Raw genomic sequence first — 20,378 nt, 5'->3', positions numbered from 1 at the left:
TGTGTAGAACCATGGGCGGCACCTTGTCATGGGGCCATCAGCGCGCCAGCAGCAACAGCTCTATCTGCAAGTAATGCTCGGCGGCATCACGCAGGTTGTCGAGCAGCCCCTGCCGCGGCAAGTGGGGCTCGTGCAGTGCCAGCAAACGCGCTGGCCCGCCCCGCTCGCGCATCTGGCGCAGCGCGCGGTACATGCTCGCAAAGGCTTCGGCATCGCTGTTGACCCATAGCGCCCAATGGGGGTAGCGCTCGGCCAGGGCCGTCAGCGACCCTGTCTCTGGCTGGGCTACCTTGATGTCCCACTCCTGCGGATCACCCGCCCATTGGCGCCCCAGCGACGCCCACTGGGCCAGGCGCCCCTTGACCTTGTCTACCTGCACGGCGCCCGCTGAGCTCAGGCCCACCACCACCAGTGTCCGCGTTGGACGCGGCGGCGACACATTGGCCGCCGCCGTGGTGACCTCTGGCGAAGTGGCAGTGACGGCTGACGCAGCATCGACTGACGGCACGTCAACGTCCATTGCCTCTTGCGGTTCCTGTTGCGCTTCTTCCTGTTGCTCGCCGCGCTGCTGACGCTGTAGATCTGCCCATTTTCTCAGCCCTGCCGCCTGGTCCTGACCCTTCATAGCACATCCTCGAGGCTGACACTGCCCAGTTGACGAATGGCATCGCGGGCCATCAGTACATGCAGCAGCGCATCCAGCAGCGCCGTATCGCGACGCTTGCGCTGGCTACCCAGTAACCGAATCAGGTCCGTTCGCAGCGCTTGGCCGTGCTCATCATCGGCCAGGTCGAGATGGCCTGCCACGGCTGCCGCGCCGCTGGCCATCAGCAGGCGCAGCTCACGACTGACCTCACCGCCGTCATTGTCCTTGAGCTGCTGCCAGGCACGCCTGGTAAGTGCGGCCAGCCCATCGCTTTCGAGCTGTGTGACCAGCAGGGACAGGACATCGCTGCCCAGCCGTGCAGGTGTCAACCAGTAGCGACGCGCGACGTGTTTGTCTGTTTCCGGGTCCTGGATATCGCCTACCCACGCCAGCAGCGGGTGGCCCGAGGCTGTTTGCACCTCTACATAGGCGTTACACAACTGCATTCGCTGGCCGCGAAAACGGATTGAGACGCTATGGGTCAGCGTGCTCTCTTGAAACAGGCCTTTCAGGGTGTAGCGCTCGCCCTGACAGTTTACGCGCTGACTGGCGTGTACCGCGCTGACCCAGGTCAAACGTTGGCCATGCAACCAGGCAAGTACGTCAGGCTCCGGCAGAGCGGGGAGAAGATGCACCGCCATATTCTCTCCGCACTCCGCCAGGCGCGGCAGCCAGCCGGCTGGCTGACGATGCTGAAGGCGGGTCAGTGCCAACCAGCGGCCTTGCTCATCCAGCCGAATGTCCGGCATCGTCCAATCACAGCCACGTCCCTGGCGGCGCGGCGACCAGGCCAGCCCCATGGCAGCGCTATTGGCCTCCGCTCCTGCCAGCAGCTCATCCAGCCGCTGATCCTGAACGACGCCGGGCAGTGCCCCGATATCCCAGGCGGCTTCCAACAGATGAAAATCCACCACCCGCTTACGCAGCCGAGACAATACCGACGAGAGCCGACGCCCCTGCCCCAGCACATCCCGCGACCAGCGTGGCAAGCTGATGGGCGCCGGTGATTCGGCGTGGCGCGCAGCGCGGGGCTGTGCAGCCAACGCCTGATCGATCAGCGCCCGAGCGTCGGCCACGGCCATGTCTTCGGGTACCTGCTGACCATAAGAGCCAAACAGGACGCGCATGCCGTGGCGCATGACGATATCCAGCGCCGGAGCCAGCCGCCCGGCTTCGTCCTGCTTGGTGATGATGCAGTCATCCAACGTAACCCCCGCCGCTCTGGCTGCCTGACGGTAGCGCAGCACGACCTCCTCCAGCGTTTCGGGCTGGCTGGCAGCGTTCAACATCAGCACCAGACGCACGGTGGATTGGCCACCTTGCAGGTGAGCGATCTGTTCGATCACCCGCTGGTCGCGCTGACTCATGCCTACGGTATCGACAATCACCCACTGCTTGCCCTGCAGGCGCCCTACCAGCTCGTCGATGGGCTGCTCGACATCCAGCGCATACATGGGAGTATCCAGCAGTCGCGCGTAGATGCGCAGCTGCTCGTGAGCACCAATCCGGAAGCTGTCGGTGGTCACCAGCGCCACCGGGCGTGTGCCGTGGCGCATCACAAAACGAGCCGCCAGCTTGGCCGTCGTGGTCGTCTTGCCAACCCCGGTAGGGCCTACCAGGGCCACAATGCCGGTCTGGTCGAAAAATGCGTCTTCCTGACGGAGCACGCTCAGCCGCGCCATGAGCTGACCACGCAACCAGGTCATCAAGGTCTCACTGGAGGCCGGTAACGCTGCCAGCTCGTCGGGCAGTGCCTCGACCACTTCCTGACTCAGCTCGTTGCTGAAGCCGACGCGCAGCATCACCTGCTGCAAATGCTCTGACGCGCTATCCGCCCCTGGCGCAGGGTCGGGTTGTCGTCGCGCCAGCAGCTCGCGCATCTCTTGCATTTCACGCAGCAGGCGCTCGCTCATGGCTTCCAACGGGTCTGGCTGTTGGGGCAACGAAAACACCGGCGCAGCGGGTTCCTGCTGCGTGGCCGGACTGGGGGCAGGATCGAACTGATCGACGGCATCGTCTGCCATGGCGAGGATTTCGACTCCCCCTTCGGTGCGCCGATTGGCCACGATCAGGGCGTCATCGCCGAGTACTTCTCGCACCTGGCGCATGACATCGCGGCTGTTGGCTCCGACAAAACGTCTAACGCTCATGCTTCACCTGTTACCTGTGTACGAAAGACGGCTAACCATCAGGAGCGGCATCAGCGACCACCCACCAGCGTGGTCACACGCAGCGTGCGGTCGTCAGGAATTTCTGCCTGAGACATGACCACCAGGTGGCGCATGCGACGGCGCAGAAAACGCGAGAGCACGGCACGCAGCGAGTGCTGTACCACCAGCACCGGTGCCTCTCCGCTGCCTTCATGACGCTCCAACGCTTGCTGGGCTTGATTCATGAGGGTATCCGCAAGGCCTGGCTCCATGGCACCGTTGCCATTCATGGCCTGCAGCAACACTTGCTCCAGTTGAGCATCCAGCCCCATGACGTTCAGTGTCTCCTGTCCGGCAAACCACTGCTGGGTAATCGCGCGACCCAGCGCGATACGCACCAGTGCCGTGAGTTCATTGGGATCCTTTTGCTGGCCAGCATGCTCGGCCAGGGTATCCAGCACGCTACGCATATCGCGAATCGAGACATCCTCATCCAGCAGGTTCTGCAAGATACGCTGCAATACCGTCAACGAGATAGCCTTGGGCACCACTTCTTCGACCAGTGACTTTTGATCGTCCCCCAGCTTGTCCAATAGCTTTTGAACTTCCTGACGACCCAGCATCTCTGGAGAGTGGCGATGCAGCAGATGGTTGAGGTGCGTGGCAATCACCGTACTGGCATCTACCACCGTGTAACCATACACCTGCGCGTGCTCACGCTGGTTGCTGTCGATCCAGACCGCTGGTAAACCAAACGCCGGATCCTGTGTCGGCGTACCCTGCAGTTCCCCCGACACCTGGCCGGGATCAATGGCCAGCCACTTGCCCGGCTGAGCCTCGGCACGCCCGATTTCGGCGCCTTTCATGGATAATACGTAGGTGTTAGGCGGTAGCTCCAGGTTGTCGCGAATATGCACCACCGGCGGCAGAAAGCCCACCTCTTGAGCAAATTTCTTGCGCACGCTCTTGATGCGCCCCAGCAGCTCGCCCTTCTGGCGCGAATCCACCAGCGGAATCAAACGGTGCCCCACTTCCAGCCCAAGCGTATCCACGAGCTGGACATCCTCCCAACTCGCCTCAGGGGTTTCCTGCAGCATGGGGGGTGGTGCAGCAGTCAGCTCCTGCTCGACCAGCGCCTGATTCTTGTGACGAATCAGGTACCAGGCCAGCCCGGACAACAGTGCAGTGAACAGCAGAAAAACAAAGTTGGGCATACCCGGCACGAGGCCCAGCAAGCCCATCACCATGGCCGCCAGAATCATCACCTGCGGATTCACGAACAGCTGGCTGATCATCTGCTGACCAACGTCCTGCTCGGTATTCACCCGAGAGACGGTCACGCCCGCCGCCGTGGAGATCACCAGCGCCGGAATCTGGGCCACCAGACCGTCACCGATGGTCAACAGCGTATAGGTGCGCGCGGCATCGCCGAACCCCATATTGTGCTGCATCATGCCAATCAGCAGACCACCAATGATGTTGACCACCATGATGACTAGCCCGGCTACCGCATCGCCACGCACGAACTTGCTGGCACCGTCCATGGAACCGTAAAAGTCGGCTTCCTGGGCTACTTCTGCGCGACGCTTCTTGGCATCCTCTTCGCCAATCAAACCGGCGTTCAAATCGGCATCGATGGCCATCTGTTTACCAGGCATGGCATCCAGCACAAAGCGGGCACCGACTTCGGCAATACGCCCGGCCCCTTTGGTGATGACCATGAAGTTGATGATCACCAGAATCAAGAACACTACCAAGCCAACGGCAAAGTTCCCCCCGACAAGGAAGGTGCCAAACGCCTCGATAACCTTGCCCGCAGCATCCCCCCCCTGGTGCCCTTCCATCAGCACCACGCGTGTGGAGGCAACGTTGAGCGAGAGCCGCAGCAGCGTGGTAAACAGCAGGACGGCAGGAAACGCGGCAAAATCCAGTGGCCGTTCGGCAAACATGCTGACCAGCAGCACCATGATCGCCAGAGCAATATTGAAGGTGAAGAGCATGTCGAGTGCGAACGGCGGCAGGGGCAGAATCATCATGCCCAGGATCATCAGGATCAGCAGCGGTCCTGCCAGCAGTTTCATACTGACATCGTTGGACCAGTTACGCTGATTGATTAGCTGGCTCAAACTTTTCATGGCTGCGCCTCATTGCCATCGGCACGACGGCCGGGCGTATCCATTTCCGGTGGGACCGGCAGATTATCGGGGGTGGGGGGCACCTCGCCTCCTTGTTGTGAAACGTGCTTGAGACGGTAGGCCCAGGCCATGACTTCGGCCACGGCGGTATACAGCTCGGTCGGCACTTCCGCCTCCAGATCTACATGATGATACAGGGCGCGCGCCAGCGGTGCTGCTTCCAGTCGCGGCACACCGGCCTCTGCACCGATCTCACGGATTTTCGCGGCCACGGCATCGGCACCCTTGGCCACCAGTTTGGGCGCACCCATTTTCCCTTCCTGATACATCAAGGCCACCGCGTAATGGGTCGGGTTGGTGATGATCACGTCCGCCTCGGGGACTTTACTCATCATGCGCCCACGCGCCATGGCCTGCTGCTGTTGGCGAATGCGTCCCTTGACGTGGGGATCCCCTTCCGAGTCCTTGTGCTCTCGTTTGACTTCTTCCTTGGTCATCCTGAGCTGCTTGGCGTTGTTCCATAGTTGAAAAGGTACATCAATCAGGATCACCACGATCAAGGAGAACACGATTAGGCCAGCGGCCAAGGCAGCCATATTGAGCGCCGTGGTCAAGGCTTGCTGAACAGGTTGATCCATCAACCCCAAATACCTGCCAATATTAAAATACAAAAAGCTGAACGCAACGCTACCCACCAGAATGGATTTGGCTATCGCCTTGGCAAGCTCGGTCAACGACTGCATCGAAAACAGGCGCTTGATCCCTTTTACAGGGTTCAGCTTGGAGAATTTTGGCTTCATCGACTTGGCGGATATGAGCCACCCGCCCAGTAACGCGGGGGCCATCAATGCAATCACCGCGAGCAGTAAAAAAAGCGGCAACATCGTGAAGAGCGTTCGCTGGCCCAGGTCGAGCGCATTGACCAGCATGGGGGTGGTTTCCATGGCTTGGCGCCGCTCGAACAGAAATGCTTGCTCCATGACAGCCCCCAGCTGGTCATAGAGCATTTGTCCCATGCTCCAGAGGCCAACCACGCCTCCCAGAAGAATCATGAAAGTCGTCAGCTCTCGGGACCGAGGAACCTGCCCCTCTTCACGGGCCTTGTCCCGCCGTCGGGGCGTCGCCTCTTCGGTCTTTTCCTGATCGCTGTCGTTATCTGCCATGCGGTCATCCGGCTAACGAGGGGACGATGACTCAAAATGCGCCATACGATGCACTCAGCCGCCCCAAAGGACGGCTGAGCAGTTTGCCATTTTGCCAGATGCGGCTACTTACAATATATCAATAACCCGGCATTAAAAGCCCAATTCATCCAATAAGTCGTCTACCTGGTCCTGGCCCGTGACGATATCCGTGGCATTCTCTTTTACTTGAGGGCCATTCAGCAGCTCCTCATTGCGGCGTGCATTTTCGTTCTTCCACTGATCGTTCGCCTTACGCTGCATGGTTTCGCGCGCTTCTGCCCCCGGGACGTTATCGATCAGCACCTGCACCAGCTGGTGCTCGATTTCACGGATCACGTCCATCATCTTCTTGATGACCTGGCCCGTCAGATCCTGGAAGTCCTGGGCCATCATGATGTCCAGCAGTTCCTTATTGGTGGCAGCGGTGATCTCGGGCACATCGCTCAGGTACGTGCGCGTCTCCTTGACCAGCGCCTTGGCATCATCCAGCTCTTTGGGCGCCTCGAACCACTCGGCCCAACGCTTGTCCAGGGCTTCGGCACGCTCGGAGAGCTGATCCTGCAGCGGCTGGGCACGATCAATGGCATTCAAGGCCTTGTCTGCCGCTTGCTCGGTCATGGTGGCCACGTAGTGTAGACGGTCACGAGCGTCAGGTATTGCCTCTGCGGCCTTTTCGATCTCCTTATCCAACCCCAACTCACGCATGTTGTCACGCAGCATGCGAGTGAGCTTGCCAATCCGGACGATCAGGTCCTCAGCAGCCTCTTCAGAGAGTTTGGTAGCACCACCCTGCTCATTCTGGCTCATTATGTTGTCTCCTCGTTGACCGAGCACCAAAGCCCAGCTGCGTCATTTCCCCATCTTCTCGAAGATTTTATTCAGCTTCTCTTCCAGAGTGGCCGCAGTGAACGGCTTGACCACGTAACCATTGGCACCGGCCTGGGCTGCCGCAATGATGTTCTCTTTTTTGGCTTCAGCCGTCACCATTAGCACCGGCAAGTCTTTCAACGCTTCATCCTGGCGGATTTCCTTGAGCATCTCCAGGCCGTCGAGGTTGGGCATGTTCCAGTCGGAAACGACAAACTCAAAATTGCCTGCCCGCAGCTTGTTGAGGGCGTCCTGGCCATCTTCCGCTTCGTCCACATTCGTAAAACCCAGCTCTTTCAGCAGGCTACGTACAATGCGGCGCATCGTGGGGAAATCATCTACTACCAGGAAGCTCATGTTCTTATCGGCCATTGGTCATCCTCTCACATCACAATATTTACAGGGGGACTGGTGTTTTCAGTCAGGGTTAAAACTCTTCCCACTCATCGTGGTGCTGCTGAGTGGCAACGCGACGAGCGGGCGTAGGGTTGGCAGCAGCTTTGGGCAGTGCTGACGTAACCGCTGGCGCGGTGTGCTCCGCCCGAGCATTGAGCACCTGGAAGACCGCCACGGCCTCTTCCAGACGATTGGCTTGCTCTTCCAGCGAGGCCGCGGCGGCGGACGCCTGCTGTACAAGCGCGGCATTTTGCTGGGTCACTTGATCCATCTGGCCAACGGCCTGGCTAACCTGCTCGATGCCATCACTCTGCTCTTGCGAAGCCGCTGATATCTCATCCATGATGTCCGTGACGCGCCGCACCGCCGTGACCACCTCGGTCATGGTCTGCCCTGCCTGCTCGACCAGCGAGGAGCCTTGCTGGATCTGACTGACAGAGGTCTCGATGAGGGATTTGATCTCCTTGGCAGCGTCTGCACTGCGGCTGGCCAGGTTACGTACTTCGCCAGCAACCACCGCGAAACCACGCCCCTGCTCGCCCGCCCGCGCAGCTTCCACGGAAGCGTTCAACGCCAATATGTTGGTCTGGAAAGCAATCGAATCAATCACGCTGGTAATGTCAGCCACTTTCTGGGAGCTGGTCGAAATACCGTGCATGGTTTGCACCACTTGCTCGACAACCTGCCCCCCCTGCTCGGCGGTGGTGGACGCATCCGCTGCCAACGTGCTGGCCTGACGGGCATTGTTGGCATTCTGCTTCACGGTGGCCGTCATCTGCTCCATGCTGGCCGCGGTTTGCTCGATGGAAGCAGCCTGCTGTTCGGTGCGGGATGACAGATCCGCGTTCCCACTAGCAATTTCCCGGGTGCCGTGATGGATTGCCTGGCTACCTTCCCGTACTCTGGCCACCGTAGCACTGAGGTTCTGCTGCATGGTTGCCATGGCACCAAACAGTCGGCCGATCTCGTTCTTACCCGCCTGGGGCAGCGGCTGGGTCAAGTCAGCTTCCGCAATACGCCCAAGGCGCGCAGCGGCATCGCTCAGCGGCCTGATCACCGTACGGCGCAGGCCAAAATAAATAGCCAAGGTGACCAATAAGGCAAGCACGACAGCAGCCACACTGACCATGGTAAAGAGATTGCCTTGTGCCTGAGCCTCTTCACGCACGGTGGCCACGCGGCCGAAGGCGTATTGTGTAAATGCGGTAGTACTGGCGGCTAGCTCACCCAAGGGCTCGATCAACTCACCACGCAGCCGATTGAACGTATTGATGTCCATGGTCTCGAAGCTGGCGTGCTGCTGCTTGACCAGTTCCAGTACCTGCAGGAAGTGTTGATCCAGCGTTTCTCCCAACCGTTCACCTTCAGGTATGCGCGGTGTCGTCATGAAATTCGTATAACGGCGCTCGGCACGCTCCAGACGATCGGCGGCGATATCCACTTGTTCATTGGACTGGCGAGTCTGTCCCACCATCAGCAGGTTCGAAGCGGTTTCCAGCGCCAGCATGGCCTGATTGAGCAGCGAGTCCGCACGGTTCAGCTCATTGAGCTGCTGGTTGCCGATACGATCCAGCGTGGCCAAATTGCTCTGTGCACTGCGGTCCGAGGCAATGCTCAAACCGGCAATCAGTAGAATCAAGCCCACGAAGCAGACCAGCGCGAAAATGACGGCCAGATGAATACTAAGGTTGCGCAGCAAACGTGTCATTGTTATGAATTCCCTTGGATCGTTTGTCTTGTCTCTAAGGCCCTAGACGCGCTGAGCGCGTCCAGAGGCGGCCACCAGCGCCATCATTTTCGATGGAATTTCATCCAGTGGCAGCACGTCCACCGCGCCCCCTACGGCGATGGCTTCACGAGGCATCCCGAACACCACACAGGTCTCTTCGTTCTGGGCAATGGTCGGGGCACCTGCCTGACGCATTTCCAGCAGCCCTGCCGCCCCGTCCTTGCCCATACCAGTCAGAATCACACCTACCGCGTTTTTCCCTGCATGTTTGGCTGCAGAGTGGAACAAGACATCTACCGACGGGCGATGACGGTTCACCGGCGGACCATCATTGAGTCGCGCCACGTAGTTGGCACCGCTGCGCACCAATTCCAAGTGCTGATCTCCGGGGGCGATATAAGCATGGCCTGGCAGCACGCGCTCGCCATCGGTCGCTTCCTTGACGGTGATACGACACAGCCTGTCCAACCGCTCGGCAAACGAACGGGTGAAGCCACCGGGCATGTGCTGAGTGATCAGAATGGCAGGCGCATTGGCTGGCAAAGGCTCCAGCACGGCGCGGATTGCCTCGGTGCCCCCTGTGGAAGCGCCAATGATGATCAGCTTCTCACTGGAGATCATCGGCGCCTTGAGCTGGCTGGGTGGCGGGGTGTTCTTGTTGCGCGCCTGTCGCGGCCGAGAGCGGGCCGCCGCGCGCAATTTTTCAGCGATTTCGTTGGCGTACTCCATCATGCCGCTACGAATACCCAGGCTCGGCTTGGCAACGAAGTCCAGCGCGCCCAGCTCCAATGCCCGCAAAGTGATCTCGGAACCACTCTGGGTCAACGAGGAAACCATTAGCACCGGCATGGGACGCAAGCGCATCAGGCGCTCGAGAAAATCCAGACCGTCCATACGCGGCATCTCGACATCCAGCGTCAAGACGTCCGGGTTGTGCTGTTTGATAAGGTCACGGGCCGCAATGGGGTCAGGGGCCACCGCGACCACTTCCATATCAGGCTGCGAGTTGATGATTTCGGTCAACAGGTCACGAATCAGCGCCGAGTCATCGACGCACAACACTCTGATCTTGGCTGCGCTCAAAGCACGCCTCCTTTAACAGTCGCCATTTCGGCATTACGCCTGTGGGCCGTGGCCGCACCAGCAGCGTCACACACAACGATCATCGATTGGCCAGGGTATAGACGGTTTGTCCACGCAGCTTGAAAGCATCGCTGATGTAAGAGAAGTTTTCCGAGTGGCCAGCAAAGAGCAAACCATCAGGCTTCATCAGTGGCGCAAATCGTTTGAGTATTTTCGCCTGCGTATCTTTATCGAAATAAATCATAATGTTACGGCAAAAAATAGCATCAAAGGGGCCTTTGACAGGCCACTGCGGCGCCAGCAGGTTGAGCGGCATGAACTCGACCAGCGCAGACACCTCCGGCCGTACCCGGGCCAGCCCAATGTGGTTACCCGTGCCTTTCTGGAAAAACCGTTTCACGCGAGCTTCATCCAGTTTGCGCACCTGCTCCTGGGGGTAGATGCCACGGCGCGCCTTGGCGAGTGCCTCGGTGTCGATATCGGTGGCGATTACCTTGGCCTGTGACGCTCTGCCACCAAGGGTCTCCAGTAGCGTCATGGCAATCGAGTAGGGCTCTTCCCCCGTCGATGCCGCCGAACACCAGATGGTGATCGGCTCCTGCTTATGCTTGATATGCTCTGCGAGTAGTGGAAAGTGGTGTGACTCACGGAAAAAGGCCGTGAGGTTAGTGGTCAACGCATTCGTAAACGCCTCCCACTCCTTGGCGTCGGGCTGACGCTCAAGCCGCGAAAGGTAGTCGGTAAAGCGCGTCATGCCATGGTGGCGCAGCCGTTTGGCCAAGCGGCTATACACCATTTCACGCTTGTGCTCCGCCAGCACGATGCCTGCACGCTGATAAATAAGCTCACGAATACGCGTAAAGTCCGCATCGGTGAGTACCAGATCACGCTCCATCTGTCCGCTGGACGCCCACTGTCCGGCGTCGACTCCCCGTTCGCGTTGGTCTGTCAAAATGTTTCCCACTCCTCTACAGAAGCTATTGGCCGTTTCTTGACCGGCGCAGGCGGTTTAGCGTTGCCCGGTTGCGCAGTCATCGACGGCAGTCCAGCTGCCTGCTGGTGCTCACGTTGTGGCGACATCTCGCGATGTCCCGACAGGCGGAAAGCCTCGACCGACAGCGCCAGAAGCTCTGCCTGCTGCTCCAGCGCCAGCGCCGCTTGTGCCGTTTCCTGAACACGCAGTGCATTCTGCTGCGTCGCCTGGTCCATTTCGGCTACCGCCTGGTTGACCTCGGCAATGCCACTGCTCTGCTCTTGAGACGCTGCCGAGATATCGTGCATGATTTGCGTGACGCTACGGGCCGCCTCGGCGACTTCACCGATAGCCACCTCGGCCTTCTCTACCAGCCCTGCACCCTCGCTTACCTGCTGACTCGAGTCATCAATCAGACCACGAATTTCCTGGGCTGCTTCGGAGCTACGTCCCGCCAGCTTGCGTACCTCTTCAGCCACCACGGCGAACCCACGCCCATGCTCTCCCGCTCGTGCCGCCTCGACAGACGCGTTGAGAGCCAGAATGTTGGTCTGGAAGGCAATGGAGTCAATGACATTGATAATGTCGGTCATTTTCTGCGAACTGTGCGTGATCCGCTGCATGTTATCGACCAACTGGGTCATCAACTCACCCGTTTGGGAAACCCTTGTTGCATTATTATCGGCCAGACGCCGTGCTTCTTGAGCGTTATCACTATTTTGACGAACGGTGGTGGTCATTTCCTCCATGCTGGACGCGGTCTGTTGCAGCGATGCCGCCTGCTGCTCCGTGCGTGAAGAGAGCGCTTCGTTACCGCTGGCAATTTGCTTGGCCGCCGGCGTGACCACATCAATGCCTGTCTTGACCTCGCCAATGATGCTGCCCAGGCTTTTGCGCATGGTGTCCAAGGCATCCATAAGCTGGCCAATTTCATCGCGCCGCTTGGGCGGCACTCTGGCCGCGAGATTACCCCCGGCAATTTGTAAGGTGAACCGTGAGGCTTGCTTTAATGGGCGTGTAATGGAGCGCAGCGTCAACAGGCTGATTAGCACCAACAGTAGCAGGCCGGTACCCAGCACCCCCATCTGAGCACTCAGCATGACCGTTTGACCACGCTCGGCTTCCGTGGCCATGGCCTCTGCTGTGGCCTGCTTCTGGGCAATCAGTTCATTGACCAGGGAGGAGAGTGCCCGGCCATCCTCGTTCATGACACGAATTACGGCATCCAGACCAGTAAACGCCTGGTAGGTCTCTTCCGCTTGCAGCACATTGACCGCCTGTCGCATGCCGTTCTCCAGGAAGGCCTGCAGCTGTTCATCGAACTGGCTGGCCAGCGGCGTGGCGTTCACGTCGCGGCTGTAATAAGCCTGCCACTCATCCGTCACTTGGCCAGCACTCTCCGCCACGGCATCTCCCATGTCAAAACGCTGGCTGATGAGCTCCATACGCTCAGGCTCGATCATCGACTGGCGTGTTTGAGCGATGGTTTGATCGATTTGCTGCAGCCGAATGACATCACGCAGGCCGTCGTTATTCAGCTGGTCCAAGCGCTCACCGGCAATGTTCAAGCCATAAAGGCCCAGACCACCACTGGCCACGAGTAACACCGCCGCAATGAACACCATTCCCACCAGTTTGGCGCGAATGGTATCCAGTCGCATACGCCGGATCCTGGCAACGAGCCCACGCTGGCGAACGCGCCCCTTATCCAGATAAAGACGCTTGTTGCGCCCTTCTCGAATGTCGCTGTAGTGCTGCTCCGCTTGTTGAATGGCTTCACGCGTTGCCTGTACACGCACCGAGGTGTAGCCCACCACCTGATCGTTTTCCACGATCGGCGTAACGCTGGCATCTACCCAGTAATGGTCGCCACTCTTGCACCGGTTCTTGACCAGCCCCCGCCAGGTATCGCCACGCTTCAGGGTACTCCACAGGTTTCCGAAGGCGGCGGCGGGCATATCAGGGTGGCGGATCAGGTTGTGAGGCGCGCCCATCAGTTCATCATGACGGTAGCCACTAATCTCGATAAAGGCCGGATTAGCGTAGGTAATACGCCCCTTGAGATCGGTGCGAGAAACGAGGAAGTCGTCCTGGCTCAACTCGACTTCGCGCTGAGTGACTGGCTGGTTGTTACGCATCTTACTGCCTTATTGTTAATTTTAGGCGCTTGGCGCTGGTTCAGGGCATTGGCTGTGCAGAAACTGGTTGTGCTTAAAACGCTTCCCACTCTTCCTGGGACGCCTTCCTTGTCAGTGCAGGGGCGGCCGACGCAGAGACAGAAGGACGCTTCATCGGCTGAGACAGCACAGGCGCGGTAGATGGGGGAGCTGCCCCTTCCGCCACACGAAAGCGCTCCACCGCTTCACGTAACCTTGCTGCTTCGCTTTCCAGCTCGTTGGCGCTGCGTGCCGCTTGCTGCACCAGCTGAGCGTTCTGCTGAACGACTTGATCCATCTGGGCAACCGCCTGGTTCACTTGCCCGATGCCGTTGCTTTGCTCTTCAGAAGCTGCCGCAATCTCATCCATGATGTCACTGACCCGCTGTACCGCGGTGACCAGATCCTGCATGGTCTGGCCCGCCTGATTGACGCGCTGGGTGCCCGTATCCACTTTACCCAATGACGTATCGATCAGTGTGCGAATCTCTTTGGCTGCGTTGGCACTGCGGCTGGCCAGGCTGCGCACCTCCTGGGCCACGACGGCAAACCCCTTGCCATGTTCACCTGCCCGCGCGGCTTCTACCGAGGCATTGAGCGCGAGAATATTGGTCTGAAAAGCGATGTTATCGATCACCGTAATGATGTCCGCCACCTGGTGCGAGCTGGCGCTGATATCCTGCATGGTCTCGACGATTTGCCCCACTTCTTCCCCGCTACGCCGCGCGGTCAGGGTCGCATCGCCCGCCAGTTGACTCGCCTGGCGGGCATTGTCGGCATTATGGCTGACGGTGGAGGCGAGCTGCTCCATGCTGGAAGCCGTCTCCTCAAGGGAAGAGGCTTGCTGCTCGGTACGCGAGGAGAGGTCATTATTACCATTGGCAATGTGCTGGGAGCGCTCGAAGATGGTGGTTCCACTACGCCGAACGACCCCCACCGTTTCCGAAAGCGCTGCCTGCATGTGCGCCATGGCGCTGTAGAGCTTGCCGATTTCACTCTTGCCTGGCGAGGTGATCTGCTGATTCAAATCGCCCTGAGCCATGCGTTCGAAGTAGCCCACCAGGCGATCCAGTGGACGCAAAACGTTGACCGTGACGCCCCACAATACGATGACAACAGTGGCAATCGTCATTAACACGATGGCAATGAGCGCCCAGCGGATACGCTCGGCAAAGGCCGTAAATGCCTGCTGCTGCGCCTGGGCGTCCGCCGTTGCCTGAACCAGCGTAGCGCCATGATGAAGCGCGTAAAGGCCAATACCACAGGCCAGCACGACCAGCAGTGAAAAGGTGGCCAACACCAACCCCCAACTAAGACGCACCGTCATATTACTCATCAGTTGACGCACTAGCTGTGTCACACGCATTACTCCAAACGCCACCATACCGGCGAGTGCTGTCCCTGGCGCCAAGGCGGGTTAGCTGGAACAACATGGGCACGCTCCCTGTGCCCATGTCAGGTATTAGCGATGGCTCGTGCTATCCACCAGCGCCATCTCCTCACTGGTCAGCAGTTTATCGATATCTACCAGCACCAACATCCGGTCATCCAAACTGCCCAAGCCGCTCAGGAAGTCGGAGGAGAGCGTCACCCCAAACTCAGGTGCAGGTTTGATCTGATCAGGCACGAGCGTCATCACATCGGAAACTCCGTCGACCACGATACCAACAATGCGATCGGCAACATTGACCACGATCACGACTGTCTGACCACCGTACTCCACATTCTCGAGATGGAACTTGATGCGCAGGTCGACGATGGGCACGATGACACCACGCAGATTCGTGACCCCTTTGATGAAATCGGGCGCGTTCGCAATGCGGGTCACGTTTTCATAGCCCCGAATTTCCTGAACCTTCAGGATATCGATGGCGTACTCTTCATCCCCGAGTGAAAACACCAGGAATTCGCGGTTTTCTGCTTCAGCAGCGGCTAACACTGCTTCGTTGGATGAGTGACTCATGACGGCTCAGCCTCTTTGTAATAAGAGAGATGGGGTTGATTAGCGGTTTTACCTGCTTCTTTTTTCGCCCGGCTCAAGCGATGCAAGCCGGTAATGTCGAGAATCAACGCAACGCTACCGTCCCCCAGGATGGTAGCGGCCGATACGCCCGGCACCTTGCGGTAATTGTCTTCCAGATTCTTGACGACGACCTGCTGCTGGCCGATCAGCTCATCGACCAACATGGCATAGCGACGTCCTTCTCCCTGCACGATGACGGCAATGCTTTGGGTGGGGTCAGTGATGGCATTTTCGACGTCCAGTACTTCATGAATGGCGATGACCGGCAGATACTCGTCGCGCACCTTGAGTACCACGTCATCCCCTGCCATGGCGTACATGTCCCCTTTGGCGGGCTGTAGCGACTCCAACACGGTGGATAGCGGCAGAATGAACGTCTCATTGCCTACCTTGATGGACATGCCGTCCAGAATGGCCAGGGTCAGCGGCAACACGATGCGTGTATTGGTGCCTTCGCCTTTTTTCGACTGGATTTCGACACGTCCACCCATGCCCTGGATGTTACGTTTGACCACATCCATGCCAACGCCACGACCAGAGACATCGGTCACCTCCTTGGCAGTGGAGAAGCCGGGCGCAAAAATGAGCTGGAACACCTCTTCATCGGACATCGTATCCGACACGTTGAGGCCATTTTCACGCGCCTTGGCCAACAGCCGATCACGGTCCATGCCTGCACCGTCATCACGCACTTCGATCAGAATGTTCCCGCCCTGGTGGCGCGCCGAAAGCACCAGCTTGCCCACACGCGGTTTGCCCAGCGATTCACGCACATCCGGCATTTCCACACCGTGATCCAGGCTATTACGCACCAGGTGTGTCAGCGGGTCGGTGATGCGTTCTACCAGGCTCTTGTCCAGCTCGGTGGACTTGCCTTCGGTGATCAGCTCGATCTCTTTGCCCAGCTTGCTGGCCGTATCACGCACGACCCTTGGGAAGCGGCTGAATACGAACTCCATGGGAATCATGCGGATCGACATGACGGCTTCCTGGAGGTCACGGGCATTACGCTGCAGCAGGCTCATGCCGTTCTGCAAGGAACTGTTGCTGACCGATTGACCTTCCAGGTCACTCACCGTCTGATCCAGCATCGACTGAGTAATGATCAGCTCGCCGACAAGGTTGATGATCTGATCCACCTTATCGACCGATACACGGATCGACGAGCTTTCGGCAGCCGTCTTTTTGGGCGCTTGCTCTGCGGTTTTTTTGTTGGCGGTCTTTGCAGCAGCCGGCTTGTCAGGCGCAGGCGCTTTAGCGGCTGGGGCACTTTCCTGAGGCGCTGCATCGGCGCTTGACGCTGGAGGCCCGACGGGGTCAGCAGGTGCGCTGGCGGCCAGTGGCGTAATGTCGATCTGATCTGTTTCAATGATAAAACACATCACGGCTTCGATATCATCGGCGCTGACGTCGCCCTTCAGGACGACTTCGTAGCGCTTTTCATCACCCGACTGGGACTCTACGTCACCCAGCTGCTCCAACTCTTCTACCAGCAGCAGGCGGTCTTTCTCACCGACATTGAGAAGGGCCACCTTGAGGCGATGCTCGCCTGCCGGGCTCTCCTCTTCACTATCCCCTGCACTACTGTCGACAGAAGGAGTCGCCTCTTTGGCAAACGCTTCTTCTGCCTTGGGAGCGGCTGGCGCATCCAGCGTTTTGCCAATTTCTTCCAGCGCAATTTGCTGCAGTGTCTCGCAGATGCGCTCATAAGCTTCCTGGTTCGGCTCTTCCTCATTGCGATAGGCATTGAGTTGCTCATGCATGATGTCTTTAGCCTCCAGAAAGGTATCAACGAGGTCTGCGCGCAGCGCAAGCTCGCCCTTGCGCGCGTGATCCAGCAGGTTTTCAAAAATATGCGTGGTTTTTTGCAGCACGCTGAAACCAAAGGTACCTGCACCTCCTTTGATGGAGTGCGCCGCGCGGAAAATAGCGTTCAGCTGCTCGCCATCCGGATTATCGACATCCAGTTCCAACAAGTGCTGCTCCATGTCCGCCAGCAGCTCCTCGGCTTCTTCAAAGAAGGTGTCAAAAAAATCCGCTATGTCCATGCACCGCTCCACTTGAACGTCATCATTATGTGGCAAGCCAGGCTCATGGGCTGTCGCTGGCTTGCGGTATGTTTTGTTGCAAAAGTTCTTCCGACACACTCTCGGTCGAAAACGGCATGCTAGGCGCTAAAACACCCGGATTACGTATAGCCTCGGCGATTTCCGGCAGCAGCACCACAAGTTCGATACGTCGATTGATGGGATCCGTCGGCGTAGTGTCCGCGAGCAGCACTCGGTCTGCAAAGCCAGATACGCGCAGCAGCTGATCTGGATCAAGCCCTCCCGCCACCAGCTCACGGCGTGATGCATTGGCACGGTCATTGGAAAGCTCCCAGTTACTGTAACCACGATATCCGCCTGCATATGGAACGCTGTCCGTATGCCCGCTGATACTCAAGTCATTCGGCAAATCATTGAGCAGCGGCGCCATGGTGCGTAACAAACTGCGCATGTAAGGGGCTACCTGATCGCTACCCAGCTCGAACATTGGCCGCTGCGCGGTATCCAGTAACTGAATACGCAGGCCTTCACGCGTCAGGTCGAAGCGCATCTGGTTACGATACTCACGCAGATCGGGATCACGCTCGATTGCCCGCTCTATACGCGTTTGCAAATCTTCAAAGAAACGACGCTCTTGTGCACTGGGCCGCGTTTGCTGCAAGACGCCGATCCGCGCATGCTCACCATCACTATGGGTGGGATCCGGCCCACCGCCCGGTATAACACGAGTGCTCCCCGAACGATCACCACCGGTAATCGCCGTGACCAGCGGCGTGCTGAAATACTCGGCAACGCCTCTGCGCGTCTCTTCACTGGATACACTAAGAATCCACATGACGAGGAACAGCGCCATCAACGCCGTCATGAAATCTGCCAGTGCGATTTTCCATGCCCCCCCATGGTGGGCATGGACCACCTTTTTGCGCCGGATGACGATCGGGCGCTTATCCCCTCCCTTGCTCATGCATTACCGCCCTTTTTGGCATCGCGCACGTACTCCTCCAGTTCAGAGAAGCTGGGGCGCTCGGTGCTATGCAACGCCTTGCGCCCAAACTCGACCGCCAACTGTGGAGCATAGCCGTGCAAGCTGGCCAACAGCGTCACGCGAATGCACTGAAGCATTTTTTCAGCTTCCTTGGCCTGGCGATCGGCATAACTGGCAATCGGACTGATGAAGCCATAGCCCATCAAAATACCGAGGAAGGTGCCCACCAACGCCATGGCGATCATTTGCCCCATCTGTTCTGCCGTAGCGTCCGCATAGGTCAACGCCTTGATAACCCCCATGACGGCTGCCACGATACCAAAAGCAGGCATGGCATCTCCCACTTTGGCAATCGCATCAATAGGGATGTGCGCCTCTTGCTCGAAGACTTCGATTTCGTGGAGCATCAGCTCATCGATTTCCATGGGTTCCATGCCACCGCTGACCATCAAGCGCAGGTAATCCGTCAGGAAGTCCATGATATGAGAGTCGGCCAGTACGTCAGGATGCTCTTGAAATAGCGGGCTCTCCTGGGGGTTATCAATATCGCGCTCGATCCCCAGCATGCCCTCTCGACGCACCTTGGACAGAATCTTGTACTGCAGAGCCATGAGTTCCATGTACAAGGCCTTGTTGTACTTCTTGGTACGCTTGAGCCTTGGCAAAATCTTGAACGTGGCCTTGATCGCCTTACCGTTGTTGGCCGCCAGGAACGCCCCCACGCCAGCGCCTCCAATTATCAGTAGCTCCAAGGGCTGATAGAGCGGCCCCAGGCTACCACCAGCCATCACATAGCCGCCAAAGACGCAGAACAAGACAACGACATAACCCAGGAGTATCAGCACAAGCAGTGTCCTTGCGATATGAGTGGTTTATCAACAGAGCCATACTCGACACCCAACCAAAAGATGTCGGCAGCCCTATCTAAAATGCAGCTTAGGTCTATCATACTCAGGTGACAGCACGGTTTAATGAGAAAGTATCAACGACTTTTACCGCTATCTATGCGTTAAAACGCAGTTTATTGCTTTTGTTCACGGCCGCCAGAGGTGTGACAATTTTATACGTTCAACGCCCTGATTTGCGTGTTTTGCCGGCCCGCGAGGGGGGCTGGCAAATACCACACACGTAGTCATGAACGGGACTATGGGCATGTGCCACGAAGCGGCCCTCACAACGAGTGCAAGTGGTCAATTGCAGCAGGTCGCTTTCGAAAAAACGCACCAGCGTCCACGCTCTCGTTAGACCCAACACCGACTCTGCACCCTCGAGCGATACCTGCTCTTCATATAACCGGTACGCTTTGACGAAAGCGTCGATACGTTCACACTCCGTACCTTCGAGCAAGCCAAGATAAATATTATAAAACAGTGATGAGTGCACATTCGGCAGCCAAGTGACGAACCAGTCTGCCGAAAAAGGCAACATGCCTTTAGGTGGTGACATGCCGCGCACTTCCTTATAGAGCTTGATCAAACGGGTACGACTCAACTCCGTTTCCGTCTCCAGCACTTGTAGACGAGCACCCAGCTCGATCAGCTCAATGGCCAGCTGCACCTGATGCATTTCATCCACAAGGCTCTTTTGACTCACTTCGACTCTCCTGACGATAGTGAGGAAAAAGGCTCACAGGCAGATAGCAGTGAAGCATGCAATCCTGCCAACCCCTGATCTCGTGGGTTGTCAAGAATCTGACGCAGCCGCTCGCCGCTGGCGTGATTGAAGCGACAGACCAACTGGTTGCTGCGGGCCAGCTTGGTGAGTTGCCAGGCATTCAGTGAGACCAACAGATCTGCCAGCTCACCGTCAATTTTGAGACGAAACATGGCCGCCTCCCGATCTTCGCTCAACAGGCGCTGAGCAAGCAGAAGGTAAGCGAGGTTTATCTCTTGTATTTCATCAAGAAAGCTTGTTTGACTCATAGTGTCCCATCGAACGACCCGGGCGCGTCGTTGTGACCGTTATAGTGGCGCCATTGATGACTTTTTTCTTTACCTCGCATC

At 58.1% G+C, this 20,378-nt stretch carries 17 protein-coding genes; all 17 read right to left on the bottom strand.

The genetic code is table 11. The features are described 5' to 3' along the window. Window positions 1-37: 37 nt before the first annotated feature. The 17 genes from HSS18214_RS0113025 to flhD all read right to left on the bottom strand — a co-directional run bounded on the left by HSS18214_RS0113025 (window position 38) and on the right by flhD (window position 20,297). A complete protein-coding gene (locus HSS18214_RS0113025; RefSeq protein WP_016915730.1) occupies window positions 38-625 on the bottom strand; it encodes a hypothetical protein in 588 nt (195 codons plus the stop codon). Beyond that, window positions 622-2,796: a flagellar biosynthesis GTPase FlhF gene (flhF, locus tag HSS18214_RS0113020; RefSeq protein WP_016915729.1), complete on the bottom strand. Its 2,175-nt coding sequence runs from the start codon at window positions 2,794-2,796 to the stop codon at window positions 622-624. Before flhF ends, HSS18214_RS0113025 begins: the two co-directional genes overlap by 4 nt. 50 nt (window positions 2,797-2,846) lie before the next feature. Beyond that, window positions 2,847-4,931 (bottom strand): flagellar biosynthesis protein FlhA, encoded by a 2,085-nt coding sequence (gene flhA / locus HSS18214_RS0113015; RefSeq protein ID WP_016915728.1) that lies wholly within the window; start codon window positions 4,929-4,931, stop codon window positions 2,847-2,849. Further along, on the bottom strand, window positions 4,928-6,094 hold the full coding sequence (gene flhB / locus HSS18214_RS0113010; RefSeq protein WP_016915727.1) for a flagellar biosynthesis protein FlhB: 1,167 nt from the start codon (window positions 6,092-6,094) through the stop codon (window positions 4,928-4,930). Before flhB ends, flhA begins: the two co-directional genes overlap by 4 nt. A 132-nt stretch (window positions 6,095-6,226) precedes the next feature. Next, a complete protein-coding gene (cheZ, locus tag HSS18214_RS0113005; RefSeq protein ID WP_016915726.1) occupies window positions 6,227-6,922 on the bottom strand; it encodes a protein phosphatase CheZ in 696 nt (231 codons plus the stop codon). Between the two features lie 42 nt (window positions 6,923-6,964). Then, window positions 6,965-7,354: a chemotaxis response regulator CheY gene (gene cheY / locus HSS18214_RS0113000; protein WP_016915725.1), complete on the bottom strand. Its 390-nt coding sequence runs from the start codon at window positions 7,352-7,354 to the stop codon at window positions 6,965-6,967. A 55-nt stretch (window positions 7,355-7,409) separates the two neighbouring features. Next, window positions 7,410-9,086, bottom strand: coding sequence for a methyl-accepting chemotaxis protein (locus HSS18214_RS0112995; protein WP_016915724.1), 1,677 nt, complete (start codon window positions 9,084-9,086; stop codon window positions 7,410-7,412). 42 nt (window positions 9,087-9,128) lie between these two features. Further along, the gene (locus tag HSS18214_RS0112990; RefSeq protein ID WP_016915723.1) at window positions 9,129-10,190 is read right to left on the bottom strand and encodes a protein-glutamate methylesterase/protein-glutamine glutaminase; all 1,062 of its coding nucleotides are present in this window, start codon (window positions 10,188-10,190) and stop codon (window positions 9,129-9,131) included. A 79-nt stretch (window positions 10,191-10,269) separates the two neighbouring features. Further along, window positions 10,270-11,142, bottom strand: coding sequence for a CheR family methyltransferase (locus HSS18214_RS0112985; protein ID WP_026001929.1), 873 nt, complete (start codon window positions 11,140-11,142; stop codon window positions 10,270-10,272). Next, window positions 11,139-13,301, bottom strand: a complete 2,163-nt coding sequence (locus HSS18214_RS0112980) for a methyl-accepting chemotaxis protein (protein ID WP_016915721.1) — start codon at window positions 13,299-13,301, stop codon at window positions 11,139-11,141. Before HSS18214_RS0112980 ends, HSS18214_RS0112985 begins: the two co-directional genes overlap by 4 nt. Window positions 13,302-13,374: 73 nt before the next feature. Beyond that, window positions 13,375-14,655, bottom strand: a complete 1,281-nt coding sequence (locus HSS18214_RS18255; RefSeq protein ID WP_040461174.1) for a methyl-accepting chemotaxis protein — start codon at window positions 14,653-14,655, stop codon at window positions 13,375-13,377. A 126-nt stretch (window positions 14,656-14,781) separates the two neighbouring features. Next, window positions 14,782-15,282, bottom strand: coding sequence for a chemotaxis protein CheW (gene cheW, locus HSS18214_RS0112970; protein ID WP_016915719.1), 501 nt, complete (start codon window positions 15,280-15,282; stop codon window positions 14,782-14,784). Continuing rightward, window positions 15,279-17,390 (bottom strand): chemotaxis protein CheA, encoded by a 2,112-nt coding sequence (gene cheA, locus HSS18214_RS0112965; protein ID WP_016915718.1) that lies wholly within the window; start codon window positions 17,388-17,390, stop codon window positions 15,279-15,281. Before cheA ends, cheW begins: the two co-directional genes overlap by 4 nt. A 43-nt stretch (window positions 17,391-17,433) precedes the next feature. Further along, window positions 17,434-18,354 carry a flagellar motor protein MotB gene (gene motB / locus HSS18214_RS0112960; RefSeq protein ID WP_016915717.1) on the bottom strand — a complete coding sequence of 307 codons (921 nt, stop codon included), beginning with the start codon at window positions 18,352-18,354 and terminating at the stop codon, window positions 17,434-17,436. After that, window positions 18,351-19,220: a flagellar motor stator protein MotA gene (gene motA / locus HSS18214_RS0112955; RefSeq protein ID WP_016915716.1), complete on the bottom strand. Its 870-nt coding sequence runs from the start codon at window positions 19,218-19,220 to the stop codon at window positions 18,351-18,353. The genes motB and motA overlap by 4 nt, the downstream gene beginning before the upstream one ends. Window positions 19,221-19,443: 223 nt before the next feature. Then, window positions 19,444-19,968, bottom strand: a complete 525-nt coding sequence (gene flhC, locus HSS18214_RS0112950) for a flagellar transcriptional regulator FlhC (protein ID WP_016915715.1) — start codon at window positions 19,966-19,968, stop codon at window positions 19,444-19,446. Beyond that, a complete protein-coding gene (flhD, locus tag HSS18214_RS0112945; RefSeq protein ID WP_026001928.1) occupies window positions 19,965-20,297 on the bottom strand; it encodes a flagellar transcriptional regulator FlhD in 333 nt (110 codons plus the stop codon). Before flhD ends, flhC begins: the two co-directional genes overlap by 4 nt. Window positions 20,298-20,378 lie beyond the last annotated feature (81 nt).

Origin of the sequence: Vreelandella stevensii S18214 (assembly GCF_000275725.1) — a bacterium.
GTDB lineage: Bacteria > Pseudomonadota > Gammaproteobacteria > Pseudomonadales > Halomonadaceae > Vreelandella > Vreelandella stevensii.
This window is presented reverse-complemented; position numbering and strand designations above follow the sequence as displayed.